The sequence below is a fragment of the Candidatus Pelagisphaera phototrophica genome (assembly GCF_014529625.1).
Taxonomy (GTDB): domain Bacteria; phylum Verrucomicrobiota; class Verrucomicrobiia; order Opitutales; family Opitutaceae; genus Pelagisphaera; species Pelagisphaera phototrophica.
On sequence record NZ_CP076039.1, the window covers coordinates 529,001 to 552,392 of the forward strand.

Consider the following 23,392-nt stretch of genomic DNA (forward strand, 5'->3'; position numbering starts at 1 on the left):
CGTAGGTTGAAACTAGGCTAGAATTTCGGGAATGATCTCGCCATGGACATCAGTCAAACGGATATCGCGTCCGCTAAAGCGATAGGTGAGGCGAGTGTGGTCGATTCCGAGCAAATGGAGCATATTTGCATGCATGTCGTGCACCGTTAGTTTATTCTCCACCACGCGGTAGCCGTACTCATCGGTAGCTCCATAAATCTTACCCCCCTTTATTCCGCCACCGGCCATCCACATGCTGAATCCTTGTGGATTGTGGTCGCGCCCATTGGTGCCTTGAGCAAAAGGCGTCCGGCCAAATTCACCACTGAATACGAGCAGCGTACTATCGAGAAGGCCACGTGACTTGAGGTCTTTGATGAGCGCCGCAATTGGCTGATCAACGGCCATCGCATTTTTTTGATGGCCATCGACGAGCCTACTATGCTGGTCCCAGCGATCCCCGTTCCCGGGATTGATAGTCAACTCTACAAAGCGAACGCCTCGCTCAACGAGCCTTCGTGCCATAATGCATTGGGCGGCGTAAGAGCGGGTGTTTTGGTAGGGAGCATCAATTCCGTAGAGTTTTTTAGTCACCTCGCTTTCGTTGGAAATATTGGTAACGTCTGGGACCTCCATCTGCATCCGGTAGGCAAGCTCGTAATTCTGAATCGCTGATTCGATTGCCTCGGAATGCGATAGCCTTGCTTCAAGCGCACCGTCCATTTCGCCGAGATACTCCAGTTTCTTCCTCTGTAGATTCGCACTAGATTCCTGGAAGGAAGTGTTGTTCAGGACGGGATGCTGGGAGAGGAATATCGAGCCTTGGTGATTGGCCGGTAGAAAACCGCTGCCAAAGCACTGCATGCCCCCGGAAGGGACTTGCCCCCCGTGGATGACAACATAGCTGGGAAGGTTTTGACTCAAAGTACCGAGGCCATAGGAGGCCCATGCTCCCATACTGGGACGTCCAGACAAAATGTGACCGCTGTGCAGAGCGTAGTTGGCGTTGGGATGGTTAGGCGAGAATGCCGTCATGGAGCGAATGATACAAAGATCATCCGCACAGGACGCGATATGGGGAAAAAGATCGCTAATGGGGATACCACTCTCTCCGTAGTGCTTGAACTCCCAGGGGCTTTTCAGAATATTGCCGTTGTTGTTGAATACGGTTGGGTCTACTTTGAATTTTGGCTTCTTGCCATTTTCCTTAGCTAATTGGGGCTTAGGGTCGAAGCTATCGACTTGGGAGACCCCACCGTCCATGTAAAGGAAAATAACGCTACGCGCTTTGGGTGCGAAGTGGGGAGTTTTAGGATACAAAGGCATTGTTGAGCCTAAGAGATCCTGCTGCATCGTGCCGGACAGCGCGAGTGTGCCAAATCCCATAGCACTTTTCTGGAGAAACTCCCGCCGAGTAATCATGGTAACAAAATAATCCCCATAGAAGCGTCTTTGTGCTGCGATTGAGGTGGGTTCTTATCACGGGGTAGAGGCGCTCCCATGAATTTCGATTCTTTAGAATACATAAATAAACTCCTTACGGTTGTAGATCAGGTGGCAGAGATCCGTCCAGACTTGAGGATCCTCTTCCGAACATCCGTGTTCTGCCGCTAGCTCGGTGATCACTCTTTTGGCCCAATCGCGCTCAGAATCGTGTGCCGTTCGATTGAATGCGGTCAAATGTATGTGGTCGATACGGGCGTCGATAGGAAGATCAGATTCCACCAAATTTTCAGCCCATAGTTTAGCCTGACTATGGACGAAGGGATCATTCATCAATGCCAGTGATTGGGCTGGAACATTCGTGACGAGTCGCTTGCCGATTGCCTCCGTCGCGTTAGGCATGTCGAAAGCTCTTAGAAAAGAAGGCAGAAAATTGCGTCTCATCTCTAGGTAAATGGAGCGCCGTCCGTTACCATCGAGCGGGCCGGTTTTTGGCTTTGCTCGACTGTCGGGATGGTCTTCCACATAGGCTGGGACGCTGGGGCCGAAAAGGGTCGTATCGAGTCGATCGCTACAAGCAAGAATATGATCGCGGATCGCCTCCGCCTCAAGCCTACGAATGGGCATGTGCTGAAGCAATCGGTTCTTAGGATCTATATTAGATGCTTTGGGGTCCGGGACGGATGACATCTGGTAAGTCTGGGAGAGAACGATTTTCCGAATCACATGTTTGAGCGACCAGCCATTTTCCATCAAGTCACTGGCAAGATAGTCGAGTAGTTTGGGATGGCTCGGCAGGCCTCCCATTTGCCCAAAGTCATTTGTCGTTTCGACAATCCCGTTTCCGAAAATCTGCTTCCAGAGGCGGTTTACGACTACTCGTGCGGTGAGGGGATTGTCCTTGCTAGCCACATGCTCAGCCCATTCAAGCCGCCCGCTTCCCTCGCTCGTTATGGGAGTGCCGCCGAGTCCATCCAAAAACCGTCGTGGATTGAATTCCGGGCTCAGGTTTTTGTGGCTACCTCGAATGTAAACCGGTTCCTGGTGGGAGCTTCCATCAGTAAGGCTTCGTGCGAATAAGGGCTGTGGGATCGACGAAACCAATGCTTGGTATTTAGACATCGCCTTAGATAGCTTGGGATCTTGATTTGTATCGGAACTAAGAATACCAGTTGCGAACAATGCACTGAGCAAATCGACTTCGGCCCTATCCAGGCTTGACCGACTTGCTCTTTGCCAAACAGACTTAATTTTTTTGGCGATCGCCGGGTCTCGATTCAATCGATTTTCTTCCGAAGTTTCAGTCTCCCAGTATTTGCCCCAGTCGATACCCTTGTGAAAGCGTATGGCAATGTAAGCATTGTCGTCGGGTGGGGTGAGCGTGTCCCTCGTCGGATGAATTGCGTTGGTGGACTTCCCATTCTGCATCACCTCAAGGTAGGCCGTTTCCCCTTCCCACAGGTAGGTCTCGAAACGGATATCCTGCCAATGATCACCATCGACGGCATAGTACAGTTTGGCCGTTGTGGGGCCTCGCCCAGTGAGTTCGTAGTTGCGAATGACGAGTCGGACCGTACCTGAGTAGCCTTTTGCTTGGAGCTCGATGGGCTTGCCATCTATTATAAAATCGGGTGAGCGAATTGCACCGCTGATTCGAGGAGCCAGGACACCTGCAACGGGATATTCGCCAACGAGGCCTCTAACCGCTTGGGTCCCTGAGTGGTTGAAGATCATCTCTCCTGGCGATTCAGGTTGTGATTCAAAAGCGGATTCCTGAGTTATCCAATTTTCCAGGGAGCGTGCCACTTGAGCAAATGACTGGCTCAGTTCGACACTCGCTTTATTGTTGCCCGAGCTGGTGGTTCGTTCCTCTGATTGGCTAAATAGGGGCTCGAGCTCGGGCCATTTTTTCAGCTGGTCGGCTGAAAGGGCGAGAGAAAGCCAGCTCCACAAAACTTCGTCATTTAGTCCGTCTTGCTCTGCCTTCAATTTGTAAATGCCTGAAAGTCGATTTTTGAGAGGGCCTAAATCGAGACCCTTGTTTTTTTTGTCTTTCGGTTTCTCGGAACTAACAGATTCGAAAATCGATTTGACAAGGTCATTTTCGAGAAGACTTCGCTGCGCTTGAAGATAATCAGGTATGAGCTCTATGTCTTGTAAGGAGGTTTTGTAGACAAGTTTTGAGATCTGACTCCTGGCTTGCAGGATTTTGGATTGATCGGACTTGAGTTTAGCTTCCTGTTTTTCAGCATTCGTGTTGGCGTAGCTGAGACGGGAACTGCGGAGCATTCCATAAAAAGAATAGTAGTCGGCGGTAGTGATCGCGTCAAATTTATGGTCGTGGCAGCGAGCGCATTTCAGAGTAGAACCGAGAAATGCCTTACTGGTCACATCGATCATCCCGCTAAAGATACGGGCTTCGTCTTCGTGGAGATCGGGAGGACCATGCTGCCCGTCGGTGAGGTACAAGAAGCCGGGTCCCATAATCGACTCGTTGATTTCGTCATCGGGCGAGAACCGCGGTTTGGGAAAGAGGTCTCCAGCAAGTGCTTCTCTAACAAACTGGTCGTAGGGAAGGTCATCATTGAATGCCCGAATGAGGTAGTCGCGATACCGATACGCGTAGGCCATGGTATAATCCTGCTCGAAGGCCTTGGTTTCTGCATAGCGTACGAGATCAAGCCAATGTCGGGCCCATTTTTCTCCAAAATGAGGTGATTCGAGAAGTCGGTCAACTGCCGCCGCAAAAGCGCTAGGTGACTCGTCGGAGAGAAATGCTTCTAGTTCGTCTACCTTGGGTGCCAGACCCGTCAAATCGAAGCTTATGCGACGTAGCAAGGTATGGCGTTCAGCAGGTTTTGCCGGTGCCAAATCCGCCTCTTCGAGTTTGGAGAGGACAAATCGATCGTAGTCGTTTTCGGGCCAGTTCTCATTGGCAACGTTTGGGACGGCTAGCTTCTTAACCGGCTGTAGGGACCACCAGCTTTTCCTCTCGTCCAGATTGAAGTCGGAAAGAGAGGACTTTGGAGACGATTCTTCCGTACGAGGGTCGGGAGCGCCGCGATCGATCCAAGCGATTAAGGTTTCAATTTCGTCGGGCTCCAACTTCGATTTAGGAGGCATCGCTTCGTAGTCCGGATGCCTTTGAATCATAGGCACGATACGGCTGTTCGCTGAGTCTCCTGGGACAATTGCAGGACCGCTGTCGCCCCCTCTCAATATTGCCGGTTTTGAGTCAATTAGAAATCCACCTCGAAGTCTCTCAGAATTGGCTGAGTGACATTTGTAGCAATTTTCGACCAAAAGCGGGCGAACGTTCGATTCGAAAAACTCATTATCATCAGAGCTGAGTTCCTTTGCGTTGGTTGTCAGGGAGATACCGAAAAGGGGAAAAATAACGAAGTAGATGGGAGTTTTTCGGTGCATTCTTCGGGCTGAGTTTAATCTTAGTAGATTAACTTCAAGGTATAGCGAATAATCGAATTGCCGTATACTTTTGGACTTTTTATGATACCGATCCGATAAAATATTGAAAAAATTGACACCATACCGGTTCTAAATCAACTAGTAAAGGAGTAGAGGCTATATGTTATGAAGGCCGCGTTCAAGAGTAGTGACAGGGACGCTCAGCGTGAGGTCATTACGGCATGCGATTGGCACAGTCTATCCTTACACTAGACGCGCTGGCTTCTGCACCTGAATCGGACTGCGTACCTCTGGTGAGTCCGGTCTACTCCGCCTCATTGAATCCGATCAATGTCGACAGAATTGATAAGATCAAGAGCTGGATCTTGAAAAATCTCGAGTCTACGATCCGGCTGGACGATGTGGCCAGAGAGGCGTGCATGAGTGCGAAGTCGTTTTCCCGCTTCTTTAAAAAGAACACGGGGAAAGCGTTTATCGCTTATGTAAACGAATTACGGATCGGATTGGCGTGTCAGAGAATTATCGAAACGGATGCCAGCATTTCGGAGGTTTGTTTCAGTTCAGGATTTAACAACCTGTCTAATTTTAATCGCCGATTCAAAGAAGTAAAAGGTGTCTCTCCTAGCGATTTGAGGGCTCAGTATCGTGAGCAGTTGGATTTGGGCTAGAGATGTAGTTAGACTTAGGGCACTATAGTGGCCACTGAAGTCCTAGGCCTATAGCTGATGGGCTTCGCGTGCTCTGTATCTCAAGGTTTGCCCCGTTGAATCAGTTCCAGAAGTTTCTCGGCACATGCTCGGGCGAAAACGAAACTATTAATGGTTTCTTCTAAGTCGATGACTTCAACCTGCGCGTTCGTTCGAATGGCCTTGAAGAGAGCGGTGTCCGCCTCCTGATCGTAAAAGGCTTGGCCTTCACCGTTTATTTCGCTGACCGCTTTAAGTGGATTGAGGATAGCGACGGGGGCGGTATTTACGTTGGCTTTGATAGCAATGACTTTTCCGATCTCCGCACACTCCCTTGCATTGGTGCGCATCAAGGTAACCTGTGGATTGTGAATATAGAAGTTCCGTCCCTCAAATTTAGGTGGCACGGTTTTGCGGGACCCGAAGTTTGCCATGTCGACACAGCCGGGGGCGACCACCGCCGGTACTTTAGCCTTGGTCATCGCATCCATGCGAGTGGGCCCTGCGGACAAGGTTGCCCCGACCACTTCATCTGCCCACTCCGTTGTGGTGACATCGAGCACGCCCGACACCATGCCGCTCTCAATTAAGCTTTCCATGGCTTGTCCTCCTGATCCGGTAGCGTGAAAGACGAGCACTTCGTATCCAGCTTCTTCTAGTATGGCTTTGGCTTCGTTTACACAGGTGGTGGTATTGCCAAACATGCTGGCGACGATGAGCGGCTTGCCGCCTTCCTCGTCGATCTTGGTTTCGACCATTCCGCAGATGGCTCCGGCAGCTCGGGTGAAAATGGTTCGAGAGATGCGATTGAGTCCGCTCACGTCGACGATGCTGGGCATCATAACGATATCTTTGGTGCCTACGTAGTGAGCGGTATTTCCGCTGGCTAAGGTGGACACCATGAGTTTGGGAAAGCCGATGGGTAAAGCTCGCATGGCCGCGGTGCCGATGGCGGTACCGCCACCCCCACCTAGGGAAACGACGCCGTCGATCGTTCCCGCTTCGACCAGCTGTGCGAGGAAGATCGGAGCGGCCTCCGACATGGCTACGACGCACGCCCCCCGGTCGTGGCGTTCTATGAGAGATTTGAGATCGACACCTGTTGCAGCGGCTACTTCGTATCTTGAGTAGTCGGGAGTGATTTGAGGTTCGCCACCAGTACCCACGTCAATGAGTGCTGCATTGTGTCCCCGTTCACGGATACGCTCTGCTAAAAAGGAGTGTTCTTCCGCCTTGGAGTCGAGGGTACCTAGTATTGCAATTGTTGCCATCGGAGTAGGGTTAAATCGCAATTGATATAAACGTTAGTATTCTCGCAAATCGATCAAATTTTTGAGGAAGATCGCCAAAATGATTGCTAACATAACCTACTTTATTGTGAAGCCTTCGACTAATCAGGACCTGCTGTATCCGTTTGCTGGAATAAGCGGACAGGTCGAATTCCAGAAAATCAAAGTCAAAGCCCAGCTCGTTTGCTCGGCGCTTAGCGCCTTTTCTGAATGGGCTTTGAATATGCCACTCGACCCTCTTATCTCTCCGCTTCTCGTCGTAGAAGGTGCTTAGGAACCCTATGGTGGGAGAGGATCCTTACCAATCCCTCGATCGTCGAATCTGGGCCATATTGGCGGCAACCAGAGGGTATCAAGTGATACCCCATTTCGTGGGCGATCTCTTTGATGCGTTTTCTCGTTTCCTTGGATATTCTAGAATTGTTGTGCAGCGCGAGCGATACGGTGGCCTTGCACACTCCGGCCCTTTTGGCGATATCAGCGAACGTCGTTTGTTTATCTGGCCTATGATTATCGGGGTGTTTATCCATCTCGCCAAGAATTTAAGGGGTGGCTAGATCAGTCGTCCAAACGTTAGAGTGTCCTAACAACTTTACGCAAAAGGCACGATACATCGGACAAATTCTCTCCTTTTAGAAGGAATAGTTGAGGGCCCTACATCGGAGCGATGCGCTTGGAGCCTACGTTGGTGGTGAGGTTTACGTGCTGGTTGAAGCTCTCAAATATGAGTCGGTTCCTAGGGTCTGATTGCTCGGGGTCACTCCAAAGGTCGTTGAACTCCCAGGGATCCTCTTGCAGGTCGTAGAGCTCGCCGACATTGTGGTCGTGATAAACCACAAGCTTATAGCGTTCGGTCCGATACATCGTGGCGAAGCTGCCGGTCCCTCCGGTAAAATGCGGGTCGAGGGCATCGAAGTACTCGCAGCGAGCAGACTCACGAATGTGGTTGCCGGGCTCCTGACCTTTGAGAATCGGAGTTAAGGTCTGTCCCTGATGGTATTCGGGGATGTCCAGCCCGGCGATGTCCAGAAGGGTGGCGGACAGGTCCAAAAGCTCGACGAGACCGTCGCATTGCAGATTGGACTGGAACGCGCTGGGGAAGGAAAATATCAGCGGGACTTTGACGAGCCCTTCGTAGAACCGACATCCCTTGAACATGAGACCATGATCGCCAAGTGTTTCCCCGTGGTCGGATGTGAATATGATCACGGTGTTTTCACGTTGGCCGGTTTCGTCGAGCGTTTGCAGGATTCGGGCTAGCTGATCGTCGATCAAGGCAATCATGGCGTAGTACTTGGCCTGAGCGGACTTGGCGTTGCATTCCTCAGGTCGTCGAGCGTTCTGTTGGAAATCGACCGATTCCAGCGATTTCTGGTGGGCCAGATCGCTCTCTTTAAAATGTGGCCCTGGCATGTCCGCTGCCTTGAAACGTTCTTCGTATTCTTTCGGGGGAATGAAAGGAGGGTGGGGGTCGTACACGTTGACGTTCAGTAGCCAGGGTTTCCCACCGTGATCCTGACTGATGTAATCGATGGCGCAGTCGGAAGCCCATGTGGTCTGATGAAGCTCCGGGTCGACGCGGTTTTCCGATTCTCGCATGGCGTCGAGGTCGCCACCTTTTTCCCGTACCCAGTCTGCGTAGGCGTGGGTGCCCTCGGGCCAGTCGTCACGGGGAGCGTGCGAATGTTGCCAATAAGTGAATCCGTCGTCCAGTCGGGGCTCGGGGCGTTTGCCTGCACTGACTAGATGAAATTTCCCAATCATGCCGCAGTTGTATCCGGAATCCGCGATTAGCTTTGAAATTAGGGGAATGTCCTCAGGAAAAGTGTCATTCCCGTTGCGCGTGTTGCGAGCACGACTGGGGTAAAGGCCTGTCATGAAACTCGCGCGGCTCGGCGTGCAGATCGGGCTCTGGCAGTAGGTGTTAGTGAACGCGACTCCCTCGCGTACGAGACCATCGATGGTAGGAGTTTGGACATGCGGATTACCGAGGGCCCCGATGGTATCAAATCGTTGCTGATCGGTGCAGTACCAGAGGATGTTGGGGCACGTCATAATTTTTTAGGTAAGGGATTTTGTCGTTAGGGAAGGCTCGCGATTTGCTGCCATGAAGGTTCGGCGGCCATTTCTCTATATTACTCTTCAATAAGCAATTCCGATTGGTTTCACGTGAACTTCTGATCGGGTGGGACGGGATTGTGACTGCCCGAATGTAGGAAAAAGTCAACATCATGATGTACCCCGAGAGTGCTCACCCCTGCCCTTTTTTGCAAGTAACCCTGATAGCACGATCAGGGTGTGTTTTGCTTCACATGGCGCGATACATGCACTTGGCTAGTACGATGAAACCTACCGCTAATCTGCTCAAAATTAGGCTCTTCGCAGTAACGATGGGCTTGCTAATCTCAGCTTCCCTGACCCAAGCCGCACTGATAGAGAACGGGGGCTTCACTACCGATACCGCAACAGGTCTAGATTGGCTTGATATGTATCACACGCAGGGAAATACTTACAACCAGACCTTGGCTGAGATTTCTACTGGGGAACTTGTTGGATGGCGCTTTGCAACTTCGGCGGAATTTGACGGATTGATTAGTGCTGCTGGGGTCGGAGGTTCCTACACGGAATATGGGTATTATCAAGCGATCCTCTCCGAGATGGTAACGCTGACTGAGCTTTTAGGTTCAAGTTGGAGCGGAACCAATAGCGAAATTTATCAATACTCCAATACAATGGGATTCGTAGATCCAGCAATCGGGAGCTCACAACCTGCTGGGCCGACTTTTGGTTATGTTTGACAGTTCGGCTATGACGAAGCACAGGGGGGATTATTCAGTCCCAATATTATCAATTACGACCGAGATGATCCCAGTGAATATTTTGGATCATTTCTCGTCCGTGCAAACTCCGTCCCCGACACAGGGTCCACAGCAGCTCTCCTTGGATTGGGTGTTGTAGCTCTTGCCTTTGCTAGGTGCAAACTGGGTTAAGGAGTGTAAAGTTTTCCGACAAATGTCGGGATATTTTACAGTTTTCCCAACATCAATATTTATTAGCGATTATTAATGAAATTTTAAAGTACTGATAGATAGTTACTAACAGAAAGTGCATGAAGGCATTGGTCTGTTTGGCACAAAAGTTGCATGAACGATCACTATGAAATTATCCGAAAGCGTAGAGCTAAAAACAGACGAAGTAAAAACGACAGATCCACGTGCTTCCAGAATGGCGAGGTATTCAGCCGCGGCGGCGGGAGTGGCTGTGGTAAGCACCCTAGATGTCGATGCTGCCATGATCAAGGTGATCGTAACGGATACGGATGCACAAAACACAGGTTACTACGGGTTAGACCTCAGTGCGATAAAGACAGATACATCTCTTCATATGTCGCAGTATTTTTCGAGTTCCGAATCGGGTTCTTTTTTCGTTGCAGGGTTTAACGGCGGGGAAGGGCCTGTTGCCGGGTCTGTTGCCGTTAGTTCTTCCTACGGCTCTTCGTACTTACGTTCTTTTTCCAATGGATCAACCATAAGGGGTCCTTGGTATGGGATTGGTGGTACAAGTTCGGCTATTGGCTCATCATTCTTGTTCGGGTTTACGGTTCATCAAGGCTTAAGCGGTCATACAGATGGCTGGTTCAAAGTCACAATCGACGGTACATCTTCATTTACGCTTAACAGCTACGGCTACAACTCTACACTTAATGGAGCAGCCATTGCTGGACAGGGAACTGTTGCTGGAGTTGCTGGAGTTCCAGACACTGGTCCTGGCATCGTTGGCCTTGCTCTCCTCGGGGCGGGAGCCGCTGGGGTACGCTTGTTGAGAAAGCTAAGGGCGGGCAAGTAGTCCAAGGCTAACGCCCATCATTGGCGAACACAGAGGGCTGTGGTCCACAGCAGCTCTCCTTGGATTGGGTGTTATGGCTCTAGCCTTTGCTAGGCGGAGGCTTGGATAGGGTTCTACCTCGTAGATCGTTTCGGCGGTTGTCCCTTTCTTTATTGCAAGAAACCCTGATAGAAAGATCAGGGTGACAAAAGTGTGGGTTTATGCTAATAATTTTACAGTAATTGAGGTTCTCTTTAAAATCAGGAAGTTATTTTTCGTTTTAGCACTGCTACCTGCTTCGGCCTCGGCAGCTTTGATTTTTACCATCGATACATTCACCCCTGATCAATTGACGATCAGCATTCCTGCAGGGTCCGCGACCCTTGATGCAACAGGGACGCCTCCACCAGATAGTGATGCCTCCTATCTTTACATAATTGATCCTGACGGATTAAACGAGAACTGGATACTTGGCGATACCAGCAGTTCGGTCAGCGGAGCAATTAATGGAATAGGCTTTTTTCAGCACGGCAGTTTTGACAGCAGTTTGGACCCTCATGGTAGCTCTGGTGACGTATTATATTTGGACTTCAACGATCCACTCTCAGACGGCGATACGGTTACTTCTGCAATCACAGCTACATGGTCGGGAAGCAATGCATTTGACCCATCGGCCGTATCGTCGTTATCGTTAATTTGGGGAGAGGACGGATATCCTTCATCCTATCCTTTTGGCGATCCTCAGGGTACGACATCGACATCAGCCGTCCCCGACACAGGGTCTACAGCAGCCCTCCTAGGATTAGGTGTAGCGGCTCTAGCCTTTGCTAGACGCAGGCTGGGATAGGGTATAGCTTCAGAGGCCCTTTGAGGGACAATTTTTTCTGGGGGCAGTTGCTGTGCTTAAGGTGATGAAGGTGTTTGTTTTCATAATGCGGCACTGAATAAGAATAAGCCGCACAAAGAGGAAGATCTAAGTCGCCGTTCAGGTTACGTTTTGCTTTTATTTTCAATGTTTACAAGTTGTCGGACCGAAGTGCTTGACTCGCTAAAGCTATCGCTTGATTTAAAAGTAATGAGCGTCAACTTGAGCAATCCTGACGGAAAGGGTGTTTTTACGATAACTGCCATAGGCCAGAAGGAGGACACTGTGACACTAAGTATGGAGGGGAAGGTTGAGGGATATGGCTTCATCACTTTGACACACAAATATGAGTATATGTCTCAGCCAAACTCAAAGGAACGTTCACTCGGAACAGTCACCGGGGCTGCTGAAGCTATTTTAGAAGATGGCGGTCTTGTTTATGGGCCAAGACAAATGGGGACGTTCACTCGTGACAGTGATAAAATGGAGGTTTACTTTACAGATCATGTCTCAAACGGAGATCACAATTTTGTCCGCTTTGAGATTGATCTTATAAGGAAACAGTCAGACGTCTCATTTTGGTCACTCAAGTAGATTCTGTCTGGTAACAACTCATTGAGATTAATAAGAAGCACCCAGAGATGCTAGGAGGGTAGCAGCCGAGGCTAGACAAGCTGCGAGAATGGATGGGGCAGATGGCTGACGGCTAGCTCAAAGGTTTTGAAGCCAGTCTAGTAAAATGCTCTGGCCAGAGGATCCTTGTCTTTAGACCATTCTCTAAAAGCCAACGTGAAAGGATGCCAGCGGAAGCTAGGTTGTTTCTTTAATTCATCCACATCTTCCCAAAAGTCGGCGTGGGGAACGCCTAGCCCACCGAGCCACTGCCAAAGTTCTTTACGATCTGCAGCTCTTCTTAGCTCCAGCTCATAAGAATGATAATCCATCAACCCCAGCTTCCATTGAAAGCGGATATTTCCAAGATTCATGATATTCGCTCTTTGATAAAGGGCTATTTGTTCCCACTCCCCCTTGCTTACTGAGTCAAAGTTATGATCACGCAACACTCTACCGAGCAGTTCTGAGAACCCATCATCGCGAGCATTTGCAAGCGATGCCTGGTACAAATTCACGTTCCGTTGTTGCCTTGCTTGCGAGGTGGCTACTTCTGAGTTTTATCTTAGCTCAATAATTAGGAAAACAAGGCCGGCTAAAACGGCGACGTTACTAAGTACTGTAGTGAGAATTTGGACTGTGTTAGATTTCATAATGCCTCCTGCATTAATGGAGGCACCCTCAAAGCACAAATTTATTGGGAAGAAGCCGTGGCTTTATCTCAGCACTAACGAAGACCTAAATCTCGTACGGGCTTTTATTATCTTTAGACCACTCAATAAATTTCGTTCGGATTGCCCCCGCTTGGAAGTCCTTCTCCTCTGACCTTACGATTGCATCTGCCTTGAAGTCCTCGGGAACGAAAACCTCTAACCATTCCCACAATGGAAGGCGGTTTGCGGCACTATTAATATAAAGAAGATAGATACCGTCATCGATTAAACCTTTGTTGTACTGGAACCAGATGTCTCGGGCACGAGTCCTTTCAATTGATTCGTGGCGAGCGATCTGAAACCACTCATTTTTCGTCACGGAGTCAAAGTCATGTTGCTTGTAAACCCGGGCCATTAGCTCCGAAAATTCTTGGTCTGGTGCGTATGCTACGTTCTGGTCAATATAGCTCAATGCCCGTTGTTGGGTCATCTGAGAAAGAGCGATTGTTGAAGTCTGTCTTAGTTCAAATATAAGGAAGACCAGCCCAACGAGGACCCCGACATTGGCAGTTGCTGTACTTAATGTGATGAAGGTGTTTGTTTTCATAATGCGGTACGAAATAAGAACAAGCCGCATTGAGAGGAAGAGCTAAGTGGAACTTCAGGTAGGATTTGACAAGGAAAAGCCTTAGGTAATTTCCGCTATTTGCAAGGAACCCTGATAGTACTATCAGGGTGGATTTTGCCTCACTTGGCGCGATACATGCGTTACACAGATAATATGAAAATTAACGCCAAACTGCTCAAAATCATTCTTCTTTTGTCACTTCTCCCTGCCTCGGCCTCGGCGGTAGCTATCACCATTTTTGATGAATCCATAGACGGCGATGCCGGATCAATTCATCCGGGTGCCACAACGGTTGGGCTTACGGATGGGTCCAATATCATCGTGGGCTCACTTGGCTACGATTATGACTACTTCAGGGTTCCGGTTGACGGCAGTAGCGCGACGATTACGGACATGATGTTGACGTTTGAAGGCAATGGATCGTCGGGGGTGAGGGAGGTATTTGTTTCGTTTTACGATAGTGAAGGAAAAGTGGGTTCGTCCACTCCTCCAAATTTCTTTGTGCCCTTTAGCGACCAATCATTGTTCAGCGGATCGTTTGGTCCGTCCACTCCTGGATTTTCTGAATGGGCCAACAATCAAACCGAATTTCTCTTTGAGATCGTACCCGCGTACGCGACCGGGGCGGGGGCTAACAACAACTATTCGTTGCAGATCGACGCGACGGTCGTCCAATACAGTTCCGTCCCCGACACAGGGTCCACAGCAGCTCTCCTTGGATTGGGTGTTGTAGCTCTTGCCTTTGCTAGGTGCAAACTGGGTTAAGGAGTGTAAAGTTTTCCGACAAATGTCGGGATGTTTTACAGTTTTCCCAACATCAATATTTATTAGCGATTATTAATGAAATTTTAAAGTACTGATAGCTAGTTGCTAACAGAAAGTGCATGAAGGCATTGGTCTGTTTGGCACAAAAGTTGCATAAACGATCACTATGAAATTGGCCGAAAACGTAGGGAACGAAACAAGTGAAAAAGGTGTGTTCAACTCACGCACTTCCAGAATGGCGAGGTACTCAGCCGCAGCGGCGGGAGTGGCTGCGGTAAGCTCTCTAGAAGTAGATGCTGCCATGATCAAGGTGATCGTAACGGATCCGCTTGCACAAGGCACAAGTTTCTACTATTTAGACCTCAGCACGATAAAGCCCGATACAACTCTTCACATGTCCCAGTATTTTTCGAGTTCCGAATCGGGTTCTGCTTTCGTTGCAGGGTTTAACAGCGGGCAAGGGTCTGTTGTCGTTAGTTCTTCCTATGCTTCTTCGCACTTACGTTCTTTTTCCAATGGATCAACCATACGGGGTCCTGGGGATTTATTTGGTTATTTAAGTTCGACTAGTTACCTTTCGGGCTCATCATTCTTGCTCGGGTTTAGGATTAATCAAGGCTCAAGCGATTATACAAACGGCTGGTTCAAAGTCACAATCGACGGTACATCTTCATTCACGCTTAACAGCTACGGCTACAACTCTACGCTTAATGGAGCAGCCATTGCTGGGCAGGGAACTGTTGCTGGAGCTCCTGTTGCTGGAGTTCCAGATACTGGTCCTGGCATCGTTGGCCTTGCTCTCCTCGGGGCGGGAGCCGCTGGGGTCCGCTTGCTACGAAAGCTAAGGGCTGGCAAGTAGTCCAAGGCTAACGCCCATCGTTGGTGAGTACAGGGGTCTGTGGCTCCACAGCGGCCCTTTTTGGAGCTGGCGTTGCGGCTCTAGCCTTTGCTAGGCGCAGACTGGGATAAGGTATCGATGTTTTAGGTCGTTTAGGCGGTCGTCCCTTTTTTTTTGCAAGCAACCCTGATAGTACGATCGGGGTGCATTTTGCCTCACTTGGCACGAGACATGCATGAGGAAAATACAATGAAACTTGCCGCGAATCTGCTCAAAATCAGTCTCCTGTTAGCGCTTCTCCCTGCTTCGGCATCGGCGGTAACCATTACCATCTCGGCTCCGAGCGACTCGGCGACCGAAATAACACTCACGGCCACTGGGACATATTACTTCCCGCTTCAAAATGCCATTTCTTTTTCCGATATAGGGGATTATATCGGAAACGACGGGCCAGATGATAGGGTGGTAAATCTGTCAGCTGGGATACTTGCAAACGGAGCAGCATCAACTATTACTTACTTGGACACTGATGCCGGAGGAGGAGACGATTTTTGGCTCGGTTTTAGCACCTTATTGTACGGCTCCTATACGGTCTCAGGCAGCGCCACGGCAGACCTGTCGACAATTGGGCATACTTTTGGCCAGCTTAACATAGGAACGTATGAGTCTGGCGGCAATAGTTTGATAGTTCAGTACAGCTCCGTCCCCGACACAGGCTCCCCCCCCGTCCCCGACACAGGGTCCACAGCAGTTCTTCTTGGAGCTGGTATAGTAGCTCTATCCCTTGCGAGACGCAGGCTGGTTTAAGAACAACTTCAGAAGCCCTTTGAGGGACAATTTTTTCTGGAGGCAGTTGATCCAATCTGTTCAGATACTAAATTCAAATTTTAAGCGTTCTAGACTCATGGATAAGTCGCAATCAAAGTACATCAGAAGGTCTTTTGTACTCCTATGCCACCGATTGGACTCTCATTGAGCTTTGCCCATTCTACGAACTTCGAAGAGTGCAACGTTGGTTCAAAATTGGATTTATTTGCATGAGCTTCTACGGCGGCAGTGTACTCAGGGTTTACAGAGACGATCCTGAGCCATTTCCAGAGAGGTAGTCTAGTAGCTCCCATTCCAAGACTAAATTCGGCGATACTTTTGTCTATAAGACCTTCTTTGTGTTGGAAGAAGACATCTTCTAGCCGCGTCATACGGGCAAGTTCATAGTTTGCTAACTGGTTCCACTCATCATCAGAAACAGAATCAAAGTCGGTACCCCTGATTGCTCGGTTAAGAAGATTTGAGAACTCTTCATCCTGAGCATAGTCTGAATATTCTTGGATGACACTTAAGGATCTCTCTTGCCTAATCTGAGAAAGAGCGATTGCTGAATTCTGTTTAATTTCAAAGATAAGGAATACCAGTCCTACAAGGACCCCGACGTTGGCAGTTGCTGTACTTAATGTGATGAAGGTGTTTGTTTTCATAATGCGGCACTAGATAGGCATAAGCCGCATCAAGAGGAAGAGCTAAGTGGCTTTAATACCCCTACCCTTTTTTGCAAGGAACCCTGATAGCACGATCAGGGTGCATTTTGCTTCACTTGGCGCGAGACATGCCTAAGTTGGAAACGATGAAATTTTCCGCCAATCTGCTCAAAATCAGTCTTCTTATGGCACTGCTACCTGCTTCGGCCTCGGCAGCTTTGATTTTTACCATCGATACATTCACCCCTGATCAATTGACGATCAGCATTCCTGCAGGGTCCGCGACCCTTGATGCAACAGGGACGCCTCCACCAGATAGTGATGCCTCCTATCTTTACATAATTGATCCTGACGGATTAAACGAGAACTGGATACTTGGCGATACCAGCAGTTCGGTCAGCGGAGCAATTAATGGAATAGGCTTTTTTCAGCACGGCAGTTTTGACAGCAGTTTGGACCCTCATGATAGCTCTGGTGACGTATTATATTTGGCCTTCAACGATCCACTCTCAGACGGCGATACGGTTACTTCTGCAATCACAGCTACATGGTCGGGAAGCAATGCATTTGACCCATCGGCCGTATCGTCGTTATCGTTAATTTGGGGAGAGGACGGATATCCTTCATCCTATCCTTTTGGCGATCCTCAGGGTACGACATCGACATCAGCCGTCCCCGACACAGGGTCTACAGCAGCCCTCCTAGGAGTAGGTGTAGCGGCTCTAGTCTTTGCTAGGCGCAAGCTGGGTTAAGAACAGCTTCAGAAGTCCTTTGAGGGACAATTTTTTCTGGGGGCAGTGATGCATATACATTGCGATGCTGCCGCCCCCCGCGACCCCGTCCCCCTTGCCTGCCTTCATCAAGATCAGCTGTCTCATAACACCAAGATCAGAGTGTTGCCAAAATGGTTTTAGTGGCAGCTATACGTCATTAAGCATTTATTTCCCCACTAAAATATGACCCTATAATTACTATAAACTTCTTTTTGACAGTAGTTTATATAATGTAAGACGAGATTTTTGTCCCATGTAAATAGTCCATTGGCGTTACCGTAGTCGCCATCACGGTGCAATCGGTATCGTCCATGGACTTCGGCCCACTCCTCAGAGGGTACTATGATCTTTAGTTCCTCAAACTCGAGCCTACCCATCGCCGCTTTGCTAGGGTAGCGGGTCAGATATCTTTGCAGGGTCGCTTCCCAACCTTGCTGGACGGTACCTGTTGAAGAGAATCTGAGAGCATCCCGTTTTACTTAGATTTCCATAAAGGCAGGAATTTCTCCTTGGTTCCACTGCGAGGCCTGTGTTTGGAGTGCGTTCCGGATGGGTTCTTCATGCCGTTCAAGCCTTTCTGCTGAAGGGTTGCATGCTTGAAGGATAGCGAAGATTGGAATAAGGCAGGCGAAAGTCATTTGGGAGGGGCAGATGTGCATAGGTTTACACTGGGAGTATTTCGTCTGAAAGGAAAGCGAATCTCAGTGCTTCATCTGCGGGAGCCCTAACAATTCACGGCCTTGACAGGCAGGCTAATTGGAAGTGGTATAATCGGACTGTTACCAGCGAATTTACGCCTCGTTTTTAACCTTGATTTATTTGCAAATGAGACGGCATACCTTTTTTAAATACCTGCTTGCCCTAGTCATTATTAGCGTTGTGGCACCGGTTGCGACGGCTTCGAATTTGGAAGATTCTGAAAAGTGGAAGCAATTCCGCGGAAACAACGCAACCGCGATTGCCTCGGGACAGAAGGTTCCGGTGAACTTGGGCAAGGAGACACTTAGGTGGTCGGTCAATCTCTCGGGTCGGGGCTCAAGCTCTCCCGTTATTTGGGGAGAGCGACTGTTTGTGACTTCTGAGGATCGGGAAGCGGGACAGGTCGAGCTCTATTGTCTGAATGCCAAATCGGGGAAGGAGCTTTGGTCCAAGAAGATTTCGACGGGGACCTACCATGTTCACAATTTCAACAATCTCGCATCTGGGACTCCCTGCGTGACAGAAAAGCATGTGGTCTTGGGCTGGTATGATACGTCAACCACCCACGCGATGGTGACCGCTTTTTCGCACGATGGAGATTCTTTGTGGACTCGGGATCTGGGCAAGTTCGACAGCCAGCATGGGGTGAGCTTTAATCCTATCGCGATGGACGATCGAGTCGTTGTCGGAAATTTACACATGGGAGGAGGGACGGTCGTAGCTTATTGCCTGGAGGATGGATCGTTGTTGTGGAGCCATTCAAATCCCTTAGGTGCGAAAACATCTTACTCAGCACCTCTGATTCGGGAGTTGCAGGGTTCGGATGCCAAGGAGGTCGTTCTTGTAGGTGAGCTTTTTGGCATGGTTGGAGTGGATTTTGAAACGGGCAAAGAGAACTGGAGTTTGCCGGATGCCTTCAACCATAGGACGATAACGTCGCCGATTATCTTGAAAGACGATCCCGCATCGGGAGAGGTTCTCGTGGCGGCAGGAAACAAGAACAACGTCTATTTTGCGGTGAGAATGCCTCAGTTTTCGAGCGGAGAAAGAGTATCCGAGGCTGAAAAAGTATGGTCGATGGAAAGCCGGGCCCCTTATGTCCCCACGCCGGTCGTTGTGGGTGACGTCGTTTACGCTTTGCACGATGGCGGGACTCTTTCTGCCCTCGACGTCTCAACGGGTGAGTTACGCTGGAAAGGCAAGCTTCTAGGCAATTTTTATGCTTCTCCTGTTCTGATTGATGAGAAGTTGTACTGTCTTTCTCGCGAAGGTGACATGTGGGTTGTGGAAACGGGCGATGAGTTCAAACAGCTCAAAACATCCAGCTTGAATCCACCCGAAGACGTTACTTTCTGCGACGCGACTCCGGCAGTGGCGCATAATCGCTTGTATGTGCGGCTAGGATCCCGTTTGGATTGCTACTAAGTATGTCGAAACCGAAGGTATTTCTATCCCGCGAAATGCTCCCGGAGTGTTTAGAGAGACTCCAGAGCGAATCAGAACTTGAATACAATCCAGATGATCGAAGTCTGACAGAGGAAGAAATCATTGCGGGAGTTAAAGGTAAGGATGCCTTGAATGTCATGGCTGCAGATCCGGTCGGACCGGCGATAATGGATGGCAATCCGGAATTAAAAATCATAGCCAATTTTGGTGTGGGGTATGACGCGGCTTTATACCGCGTTTAAGCCGCATGGTTTTAATAAATAATAGTATCGCGGGATAAATCCGCTCCTACAGGAACAAATCAATGGATCGCGATTACTGGAACAGGATCTCTAAGAACTACGAACGCGAAGTATTGAGCGTATTCGATAATGATTTACAAGGAGTCGTTGAAGAAAAAATCGCTGCAGCGGGGGTCGCCTATCCAAGAGGTCGTGCGGTTGATGTGGGTTGTGGCATTGGTAGGTTTACCCCCTTGCTATCCGAGATGTTTTGTGAGGTAGACGCCTGCGATTTTACGTCCGTGGGTTTGAAAAAAGCCAAGGCGCGTTGTCGCTCAAAGAAGAATGTTCGTTTCTACGAGCTGGATATTACAAAGGACTCCTTTCCTTTTAAAACGGTTGATTTCGTGTTTTGCGTGAATGTGCTGATTATGCCATCGCTCGATTCGCGAATGCGGGCTTGGTGGAATGTATCGAATCAGGTTGTGTCAAATGGCACGCTACTTCTGGTGGTTCCGTCCTATGAGTCTTTTCAAATGGAATATTACCATAGAGTGCTTGCCCGCATTGGCGATGGTGAATCAACAGGCAGTGCGGTAAAAAATTGTATAGATGAAAAGGCTACCGCCGCTGACATGCGCTTGGGGGTGCTGCAGTTAGATGGCGTTAGGACAAAACATTACTTGAAAGATGAGGTCGAAACGATGGTTCGGGCACGGCACTTTGAAATCGTTGAAGTGAGGAAGGTCAAGTATCGGCCTCAATGCGATTCGAAATTCGCAACGTGGGACTGGCTGGTAGAGGCGAGGCGAAATTAGCGCCTCAGAAGTATGAGATCGCAGGTGTTGAAAAGGAAAGACCGTTATCCGGTCCCTACAACTACCGACGATGCAAAACAATGTGATAGGGATTGTTTTTCTTATTCCCTTTGATGACACGAGCGGAAAGGGATGCTTCTCCCGATGGGATACTTAATTTATGGATACGGGCTGTGTCTGTCGCGGATTCGATCTTTAGGGTGCTTAGAACGTCGTCAATCTTTAGTTCTAACTCGAGATCGCTGACGGTTTCCTTCCAAAGAAACTCTACGTCATATTGGCGTCGCCCTTCGAATTGCAGGAGCCACTCCCCGCCGCTTTGGGTTTCCCGCCGATCTTGAGTAGACAGAGTGGTGCTTGTCTCGTATTCAGTTCCCAGTATAATACGCGGTGGCACGTAGTTATCGGGTCGTGTTCTCGAAACATCGGTAAACCAGTTCTCATAGGTTTGTATGAGCCGATTGGCGATTTCTGGACGCTCCTCGAAGAGATTCTTTGTTTCAGCGGGATCACTCACCATGTCGTAGAGCTCTAGAGGCACATCGGGCGCCATGCTGCTATTGCTGAATCCCGTTGGGTGTACGAGCTTCCAGCGTTGTTCACGAACCGCGATGTGATGGAGGGGGATGGGCTCGTCGCCTCGATGAATTTGCAAAATCAGGCTGCGATCGGGCCAATTTACCGACTCACCCTTCAGGAGAGGCAGAATGCTCCTTCCGTCAAAAGGATGATCGCTGGGCAAAGTTGCTTGGGCTGCCTCCAGCAAGGTGGGCATGACGTCAATATGGGCCGCGACTTTTTCGACCCGCATTCCGGCATCGAGTTGGGCAGGCCATCGAATGTAGAAAGGCGAACGAATACCTCCATCGTGCACCTCGTTTTTTTTACCTCTGGAGTTTGCTACGTAACGTCGAGTATTGGGGCCGTTGTCGACCATAAAGATGACGATGGTATTTTCTGCGATCCGACGCCTTTCGAGATGGGCTAAAAGCTTGCCGACATTCTGGTCAATGTTCTCGTTCATCGCGAACACGCGGGCAACCGTATCAGTGTCTTGGTCATTGCCGAGCAAGATAGGGCTAAGGTCCCGACTCTTGTATTTCTGGTAAAGGGCCTCTGGAACGTCGTGGTAGGGACTGTGTGGAGCGTTCGTTGCGATGTAGGTGAAGAAGGGGCGCTCCGCTTTGAGGGATTCGTCGATAAAGTCGATCGCCCCATCAAAATAAACATCGGTGCAATATCCGTAGGTTTGAATCGGCTGGTTGTTGTAGAACAGTATCGGATTGGTGTAGCGGCGATTGTTCTCTCTGGGCTCGGAAGGTTGGCCGAGTCCGCCTCCCAGATGAATGAGAGACTCGTCGAAGCCCTGATCCGTTGGGCGCATCGGGTAGTTGTCACCTAGATGCCATTTCCCGTAGATTCCGGTTTTGTAACCCGACTCGACCAAAGCTTCCGCGATCGTGTACTCCTCCGGCTCCATCATGGAACGGCCCTTGAACGTATCCACCAGTCGGGTACGGTAGTTGTATCGACCCGTCATAAGCGAAGCGCGAGTGGGAGAGCAAACCGGGCTGACATAGAAAGTGTCTACCGAGGCTCCCTGGCGAGCGAGCGAGTCAATATGTGGAGTATCGAGCACAGTGTTTCCCATGGAGGACAGATCTCCATAGCCTTGGTCGTCGGTCATGATGAGGACGATGTTTGGCCGGTCGTCGGCAAAGGCGATCGAGCAAATGAAGAGGAAGGATAGGGCGTGTTTGAAAGTCATTGGGTTGAGAATTGTGAAAATTGAACCAGCAGAGGCGAGTTAATTGTTTTTCTAGCCTCAGATGTCGCGGATAGTTTAGATCATTAAAATGAAAATCGTTAGATATTAGCATTGAATTGTCCTAGGCCCACTGAAGTACCATGCTGCGTCGTTCGATAAATCGTATTCCCCTGTACCGCGGCTCGGCACGAGTGCTGGCCTTAGGCCCTACGAGACGCACAGGGAGTGTGAGGATTTCAGACGGCCGCCGAGAAACGTAGTTGAACAATCGGGAGAATGAGATAGCGGATAGGAATGAACGGTTATTCTTTTTCCCCAAGATTCATTCGGTGGCTCATTCTAGGCTTGATTTCACAGGCATGCGCATTTGCGGCTCCGACGATTCTTAAAGATATCGAGTATGCCCGGCCGAATGGCTATCCGCTGCTGCTTGATCTCTATCTGCCAGAGCGAGCGCAGGATGAGAGTGTCCCGGTTGTATTGTGGGTACACGGAGGTGGCTGGAAGAATGGGAGTAAAGAGAAAGCCAAAGCCGCCTGGCTCGCAGAAGAGGGCTACGCCGTTGTCAGTATCAACTATCGCCTTACCGATGTGGCACAGTGGCCTGCTCAAATAGACGATTGCCGGGAAGCGGTGCGATGGGCGCGACGGAATTCGAGCGTGTTTGGCTTTGATTTGGACCGAATTGGAACTTGGGGCTCTTCGGCTGGGGGACACTTGGTGGCATTGATGGGTACTCTGCCGTATCCGGAAAACGAATCCGTTTCGAGTCGCGTGCAAGCTGTCTGTGACTGGTTTGGGCCGACAGAGTTATTGACGATGCCGCCCAACAATGTTGGCGAAGGTCGGACGGAGGAAGATGTTGCGAATTCTAATGGAGCGAAGTTACTAGGCTGCACCGTCAAGGACTGTCCCGAGCTCGCTAGGCAGGCCAGTGCCTATGACAATGTTTCTAAGGACGACGCCCCTTTTCTTATAATGCATGGCGACGAAGATCCAGGAGTACCCATCCAGCAGAGTATCCAGTTTTACGACCGTCTACGGAAGACGGGAGTGCCCGTGCAATACGAAGTGGTGGAAGGTGCGGGACATGGGGGAAAGCTTTTTGATACGCCGGAAGTTAAAGCAATAGTACGGGCGTTTTTCTATCAATATTTGAAACGCAGGTAATGGCTTGCGACCT

General features: G+C 49.6%; 26 protein-coding genes. 17 read left to right on the forward strand and 9 right to left on the reverse strand.

Features of this window, described 5'->3' with window-relative positions:
* Window positions 1-12 precede the first annotated feature (12 nt).
* Both GA004_RS02455 and GA004_RS02460 read right to left on the reverse strand, forming a co-directional pair.
* Window positions 13-1,401: a DUF1501 domain-containing protein gene (locus GA004_RS02455; protein ID WP_283395707.1), complete on the reverse strand. Its 1,389-nt coding sequence runs from the start codon at window positions 1,399-1,401 to the stop codon at window positions 13-15.
* Window positions 1,402-1,494: 93 nt separating this feature from the next.
* Complete coding sequence (locus tag GA004_RS02460) at window positions 1,495-4,848, reverse strand: PSD1 and planctomycete cytochrome C domain-containing protein (RefSeq protein ID WP_283395708.1); 3,354 nt, start codon at window positions 4,846-4,848, stop codon at window positions 1,495-1,497.
* A gap of 221 nt (window positions 4,849-5,069) precedes the next feature.
* On the opposite strand from GA004_RS02460, the gene GA004_RS02465 reads away from it, so the two are divergent.
* Complete coding sequence (locus GA004_RS02465) at window positions 5,070-5,516, forward strand: helix-turn-helix domain-containing protein (RefSeq protein WP_283395709.1); 447 nt, start codon at window positions 5,070-5,072, stop codon at window positions 5,514-5,516.
* Window positions 5,517-5,596: 80 nt separating this feature from the next.
* Here GA004_RS02465 and GA004_RS02470 read toward each other — a convergent pair whose 3' ends face one another.
* Entirely contained in the window at window positions 5,597-6,805 is a 1,209-nt protein-coding gene (locus tag GA004_RS02470) for a Tm-1-like ATP-binding domain-containing protein (protein WP_283395710.1), read from the reverse strand.
* 79 nt (window positions 6,806-6,884) lie between these two features.
* Between GA004_RS02470 and GA004_RS02475 the strand changes: the two genes are divergently transcribed.
* Window positions 6,885-7,097: a hypothetical protein gene (locus GA004_RS02475; RefSeq protein WP_283395711.1), complete on the forward strand. Its 213-nt coding sequence runs from the start codon at window positions 6,885-6,887 to the stop codon at window positions 7,095-7,097.
* On the opposite strand, the gene GA004_RS17875 is transcribed toward GA004_RS02475, so the two are convergent.
* Window positions 7,063-7,353 (reverse strand): helix-turn-helix domain-containing protein, encoded by a 291-nt coding sequence (locus GA004_RS17875; RefSeq protein ID WP_343218820.1) that lies wholly within the window; start codon window positions 7,351-7,353, stop codon window positions 7,063-7,065. The two genes, GA004_RS02475 and GA004_RS17875, sit on opposite strands and share 35 nt — an antisense overlap.
* A 124-nt stretch (window positions 7,354-7,477) precedes the next feature.
* Window positions 7,478-8,878, reverse strand: coding sequence for a sulfatase family protein (locus GA004_RS02485; protein ID WP_283395713.1), 1,401 nt, complete (start codon window positions 8,876-8,878; stop codon window positions 7,478-7,480).
* Between the two features lie 287 nt (window positions 8,879-9,165).
* On the opposite strand from GA004_RS02485, the gene GA004_RS02490 reads away from it, so the two are divergent.
* The 6 genes from GA004_RS02490 to GA004_RS02505 all read left to right on the forward strand — a co-directional run bounded on the left by GA004_RS02490 (window position 9,166) and on the right by GA004_RS02505 (window position 12,107).
* On the forward strand, window positions 9,166-9,621 hold the full coding sequence (locus GA004_RS02490) for a hypothetical protein (protein WP_283395714.1): 456 nt from the start codon (window positions 9,166-9,168) through the stop codon (window positions 9,619-9,621).
* A gap of 48 nt (window positions 9,622-9,669) precedes the next feature.
* Window positions 9,670-9,813: a VPDSG-CTERM sorting domain-containing protein gene (locus GA004_RS18080; RefSeq protein WP_425492918.1), complete on the forward strand. Its 144-nt coding sequence runs from the start codon at window positions 9,670-9,672 to the stop codon at window positions 9,811-9,813.
* A 166-nt stretch (window positions 9,814-9,979) separates the two neighbouring features.
* Window positions 9,980-10,669: a hypothetical protein gene (locus GA004_RS02495; protein WP_283395715.1), complete on the forward strand. Its 690-nt coding sequence runs from the start codon at window positions 9,980-9,982 to the stop codon at window positions 10,667-10,669.
* A gap of 37 nt (window positions 10,670-10,706) precedes the next feature.
* Entirely contained in the window at window positions 10,707-10,778 is a 72-nt protein-coding gene (locus GA004_RS18085) for a VPDSG-CTERM sorting domain-containing protein (protein WP_425492919.1), read from the forward strand.
* A 183-nt stretch (window positions 10,779-10,961) separates the two neighbouring features.
* Window positions 10,962-11,495 carry a VPDSG-CTERM sorting domain-containing protein gene (locus tag GA004_RS02500; RefSeq protein ID WP_283395716.1) on the forward strand — a complete coding sequence of 178 codons (534 nt, stop codon included), beginning with the start codon at window positions 10,962-10,964 and terminating at the stop codon, window positions 11,493-11,495.
* A gap of 165 nt (window positions 11,496-11,660) precedes the next feature.
* Window positions 11,661-12,107 (forward strand): hypothetical protein, encoded by a 447-nt coding sequence (locus tag GA004_RS02505; RefSeq protein ID WP_283395717.1) that lies wholly within the window; start codon window positions 11,661-11,663, stop codon window positions 12,105-12,107.
* Between the two features lie 137 nt (window positions 12,108-12,244).
* On the opposite strand, the gene GA004_RS02510 is transcribed toward GA004_RS02505, so the two are convergent.
* Both GA004_RS02510 and GA004_RS02515 read right to left on the reverse strand, forming a co-directional pair.
* Window positions 12,245-12,643 carry a hypothetical protein gene (locus GA004_RS02510; RefSeq protein ID WP_283395718.1) on the reverse strand — a complete coding sequence of 133 codons (399 nt, stop codon included), beginning with the start codon at window positions 12,641-12,643 and terminating at the stop codon, window positions 12,245-12,247.
* Window positions 12,644-12,863: 220 nt separating this feature from the next.
* Window positions 12,864-13,385: a hypothetical protein gene (locus GA004_RS02515; protein WP_283395719.1), complete on the reverse strand. Its 522-nt coding sequence runs from the start codon at window positions 13,383-13,385 to the stop codon at window positions 12,864-12,866.
* Window positions 13,386-13,559: 174 nt separating this feature from the next.
* On the opposite strand from GA004_RS02515, the gene GA004_RS02520 reads away from it, so the two are divergent.
* From GA004_RS02520 to GA004_RS02530, 4 genes are all read left to right on the forward strand, one after another.
* On the forward strand, window positions 13,560-14,171 hold the full coding sequence (locus tag GA004_RS02520) for a VPDSG-CTERM sorting domain-containing protein (protein WP_283395720.1): 612 nt from the start codon (window positions 13,560-13,562) through the stop codon (window positions 14,169-14,171).
* A gap of 166 nt (window positions 14,172-14,337) precedes the next feature.
* Window positions 14,338-15,030: a hypothetical protein gene (locus GA004_RS02525; protein ID WP_283395721.1), complete on the forward strand. Its 693-nt coding sequence runs from the start codon at window positions 14,338-14,340 to the stop codon at window positions 15,028-15,030.
* 23 nt (window positions 15,031-15,053) lie between these two features.
* Complete coding sequence (locus GA004_RS18090) at window positions 15,054-15,140, forward strand: VPDSG-CTERM sorting domain-containing protein (protein WP_425492920.1); 87 nt, start codon at window positions 15,054-15,056, stop codon at window positions 15,138-15,140.
* Between the two features lie 79 nt (window positions 15,141-15,219).
* Window positions 15,220-15,816 (forward strand): VPDSG-CTERM sorting domain-containing protein, encoded by a 597-nt coding sequence (locus tag GA004_RS02530; protein WP_283395722.1) that lies wholly within the window; start codon window positions 15,220-15,222, stop codon window positions 15,814-15,816.
* Between the two features lie 122 nt (window positions 15,817-15,938).
* Here the strand turns inward: GA004_RS02530 and GA004_RS02535 are convergent, their stop codons facing one another.
* Window positions 15,939-16,484 carry a hypothetical protein gene (locus tag GA004_RS02535; protein ID WP_283395723.1) on the reverse strand — a complete coding sequence of 182 codons (546 nt, stop codon included), beginning with the start codon at window positions 16,482-16,484 and terminating at the stop codon, window positions 15,939-15,941.
* A 146-nt stretch (window positions 16,485-16,630) separates the two neighbouring features.
* Here GA004_RS02535 and GA004_RS02540 point away from each other — a divergent pair, with 146 nt between their 5' ends.
* From GA004_RS02540 to GA004_RS02555, 4 genes are all read left to right on the forward strand, one after another.
* The gene (locus tag GA004_RS02540) at window positions 16,631-17,236 is read left to right on the forward strand and encodes a VPDSG-CTERM sorting domain-containing protein (protein ID WP_283395724.1); all 606 of its coding nucleotides are present in this window, start codon (window positions 16,631-16,633) and stop codon (window positions 17,234-17,236) included.
* A gap of 846 nt (window positions 17,237-18,082) precedes the next feature.
* Window positions 18,083-19,381, forward strand: coding sequence for a PQQ-binding-like beta-propeller repeat protein (locus tag GA004_RS02545; protein ID WP_283395725.1), 1,299 nt, complete (start codon window positions 18,083-18,085; stop codon window positions 19,379-19,381).
* A 2-nt stretch (window positions 19,382-19,383) separates the two neighbouring features.
* On the forward strand, window positions 19,384-19,644 hold the full coding sequence (locus tag GA004_RS02550; RefSeq protein ID WP_283395726.1) for a Rossmann-fold NAD(P)-binding domain-containing protein: 261 nt from the start codon (window positions 19,384-19,386) through the stop codon (window positions 19,642-19,644).
* A 62-nt stretch (window positions 19,645-19,706) separates the two neighbouring features.
* On the forward strand, window positions 19,707-20,441 hold the full coding sequence (locus GA004_RS02555; RefSeq protein WP_283395727.1) for a class I SAM-dependent methyltransferase: 735 nt from the start codon (window positions 19,707-19,709) through the stop codon (window positions 20,439-20,441).
* 61 nt (window positions 20,442-20,502) lie between these two features.
* Here GA004_RS02555 and GA004_RS02560 read toward each other — a convergent pair whose 3' ends face one another.
* Window positions 20,503-22,209 carry an arylsulfatase gene (locus tag GA004_RS02560; RefSeq protein WP_283395728.1) on the reverse strand — a complete coding sequence of 569 codons (1,707 nt, stop codon included), beginning with the start codon at window positions 22,207-22,209 and terminating at the stop codon, window positions 20,503-20,505.
* Window positions 22,210-22,503: 294 nt separating this feature from the next.
* Here GA004_RS02560 and GA004_RS02565 point away from each other — a divergent pair, with 294 nt between their 5' ends.
* Complete coding sequence (locus tag GA004_RS02565; protein WP_283395729.1) at window positions 22,504-23,379, forward strand: alpha/beta hydrolase; 876 nt, start codon at window positions 22,504-22,506, stop codon at window positions 23,377-23,379.
* Window positions 23,380-23,392 lie beyond the last annotated feature (13 nt).

What these genes read in the sequence shown, in the direction of transcription:
- GA004_RS02455 (WP_283395707.1), bottom strand. Translation starts at nt 1,401, where the DNA reads ATGATTACTCGGCGGGAGTTTCTCCAGAAAAGTGCTATGGGATTTGGC.
- GA004_RS02460 (WP_283395708.1), bottom strand. Translation starts at nt 4,848, where the DNA reads ATGCACCGAAAAACTCCCATCTACTTCGTTATTTTTCCCCTTTTCGGT.
- GA004_RS02505 (WP_283395717.1), top strand. Translation starts at nt 11,661, where the DNA reads ATGTTTACAAGTTGTCGGACCGAAGTGCTTGACTCGCTAAAGCTATCG.
- GA004_RS02550 (WP_283395726.1), top strand. Translation starts at nt 19,384, where the DNA reads ATGTCGAAACCGAAGGTATTTCTATCCCGCGAAATGCTCCCGGAGTGT.
- GA004_RS02525 (WP_283395721.1), top strand. Translation starts at nt 14,338, where the DNA reads ATGAAATTGGCCGAAAACGTAGGGAACGAAACAAGTGAAAAAGGTGTG.
- GA004_RS02490 (WP_283395714.1), top strand. Translation starts at nt 9,166, where the DNA reads ATGAAACCTACCGCTAATCTGCTCAAAATTAGGCTCTTCGCAGTAACG.
- GA004_RS02465 (WP_283395709.1), top strand. Translation starts at nt 5,070, where the DNA reads ATGCGATTGGCACAGTCTATCCTTACACTAGACGCGCTGGCTTCTGCA.
- GA004_RS02515 (WP_283395719.1), bottom strand. Translation starts at nt 13,385, where the DNA reads ATGAAAACAAACACCTTCATCACATTAAGTACAGCAACTGCCAATGTC.
- GA004_RS02565 (WP_283395729.1), top strand. Translation starts at nt 22,504, where the DNA reads ATGAACGGTTATTCTTTTTCCCCAAGATTCATTCGGTGGCTCATTCTA.
- GA004_RS17875 (WP_343218820.1), bottom strand. Translation starts at nt 7,353, where the DNA reads ATGGATAAACACCCCGATAATCATAGGCCAGATAAACAAACGACGTTC.
- GA004_RS02485 (WP_283395713.1), bottom strand. Translation starts at nt 8,878, where the DNA reads ATGACGTGCCCCAACATCCTCTGGTACTGCACCGATCAGCAACGATTT.
- GA004_RS02535 (WP_283395723.1), bottom strand. Translation starts at nt 16,484, where the DNA reads ATGAAAACAAACACCTTCATCACATTAAGTACAGCAACTGCCAACGTC.
- GA004_RS02540 (WP_283395724.1), top strand. Translation starts at nt 16,631, where the DNA reads ATGAAATTTTCCGCCAATCTGCTCAAAATCAGTCTTCTTATGGCACTG.
- GA004_RS02475 (WP_283395711.1), top strand. Translation starts at nt 6,885, where the DNA reads ATGATTGCTAACATAACCTACTTTATTGTGAAGCCTTCGACTAATCAG.
- GA004_RS02545 (WP_283395725.1), top strand. Translation starts at nt 18,083, where the DNA reads ATGAGACGGCATACCTTTTTTAAATACCTGCTTGCCCTAGTCATTATT.
- GA004_RS02470 (WP_283395710.1), bottom strand. Translation starts at nt 6,805, where the DNA reads ATGGCAACAATTGCAATACTAGGTACCCTCGACTCCAAGGCGGAAGAA.
- GA004_RS02520 (WP_283395720.1), top strand. Translation starts at nt 13,560, where the DNA reads ATGAAAATTAACGCCAAACTGCTCAAAATCATTCTTCTTTTGTCACTT.
- GA004_RS02560 (WP_283395728.1), bottom strand. Translation starts at nt 22,209, where the DNA reads ATGACTTTCAAACACGCCCTATCCTTCCTCTTCATTTGCTCGATCGCC.
- GA004_RS02495 (WP_283395715.1), top strand. Translation starts at nt 9,980, where the DNA reads ATGAAATTATCCGAAAGCGTAGAGCTAAAAACAGACGAAGTAAAAACG.
- GA004_RS02555 (WP_283395727.1), top strand. Translation starts at nt 19,707, where the DNA reads ATGGATCGCGATTACTGGAACAGGATCTCTAAGAACTACGAACGCGAA.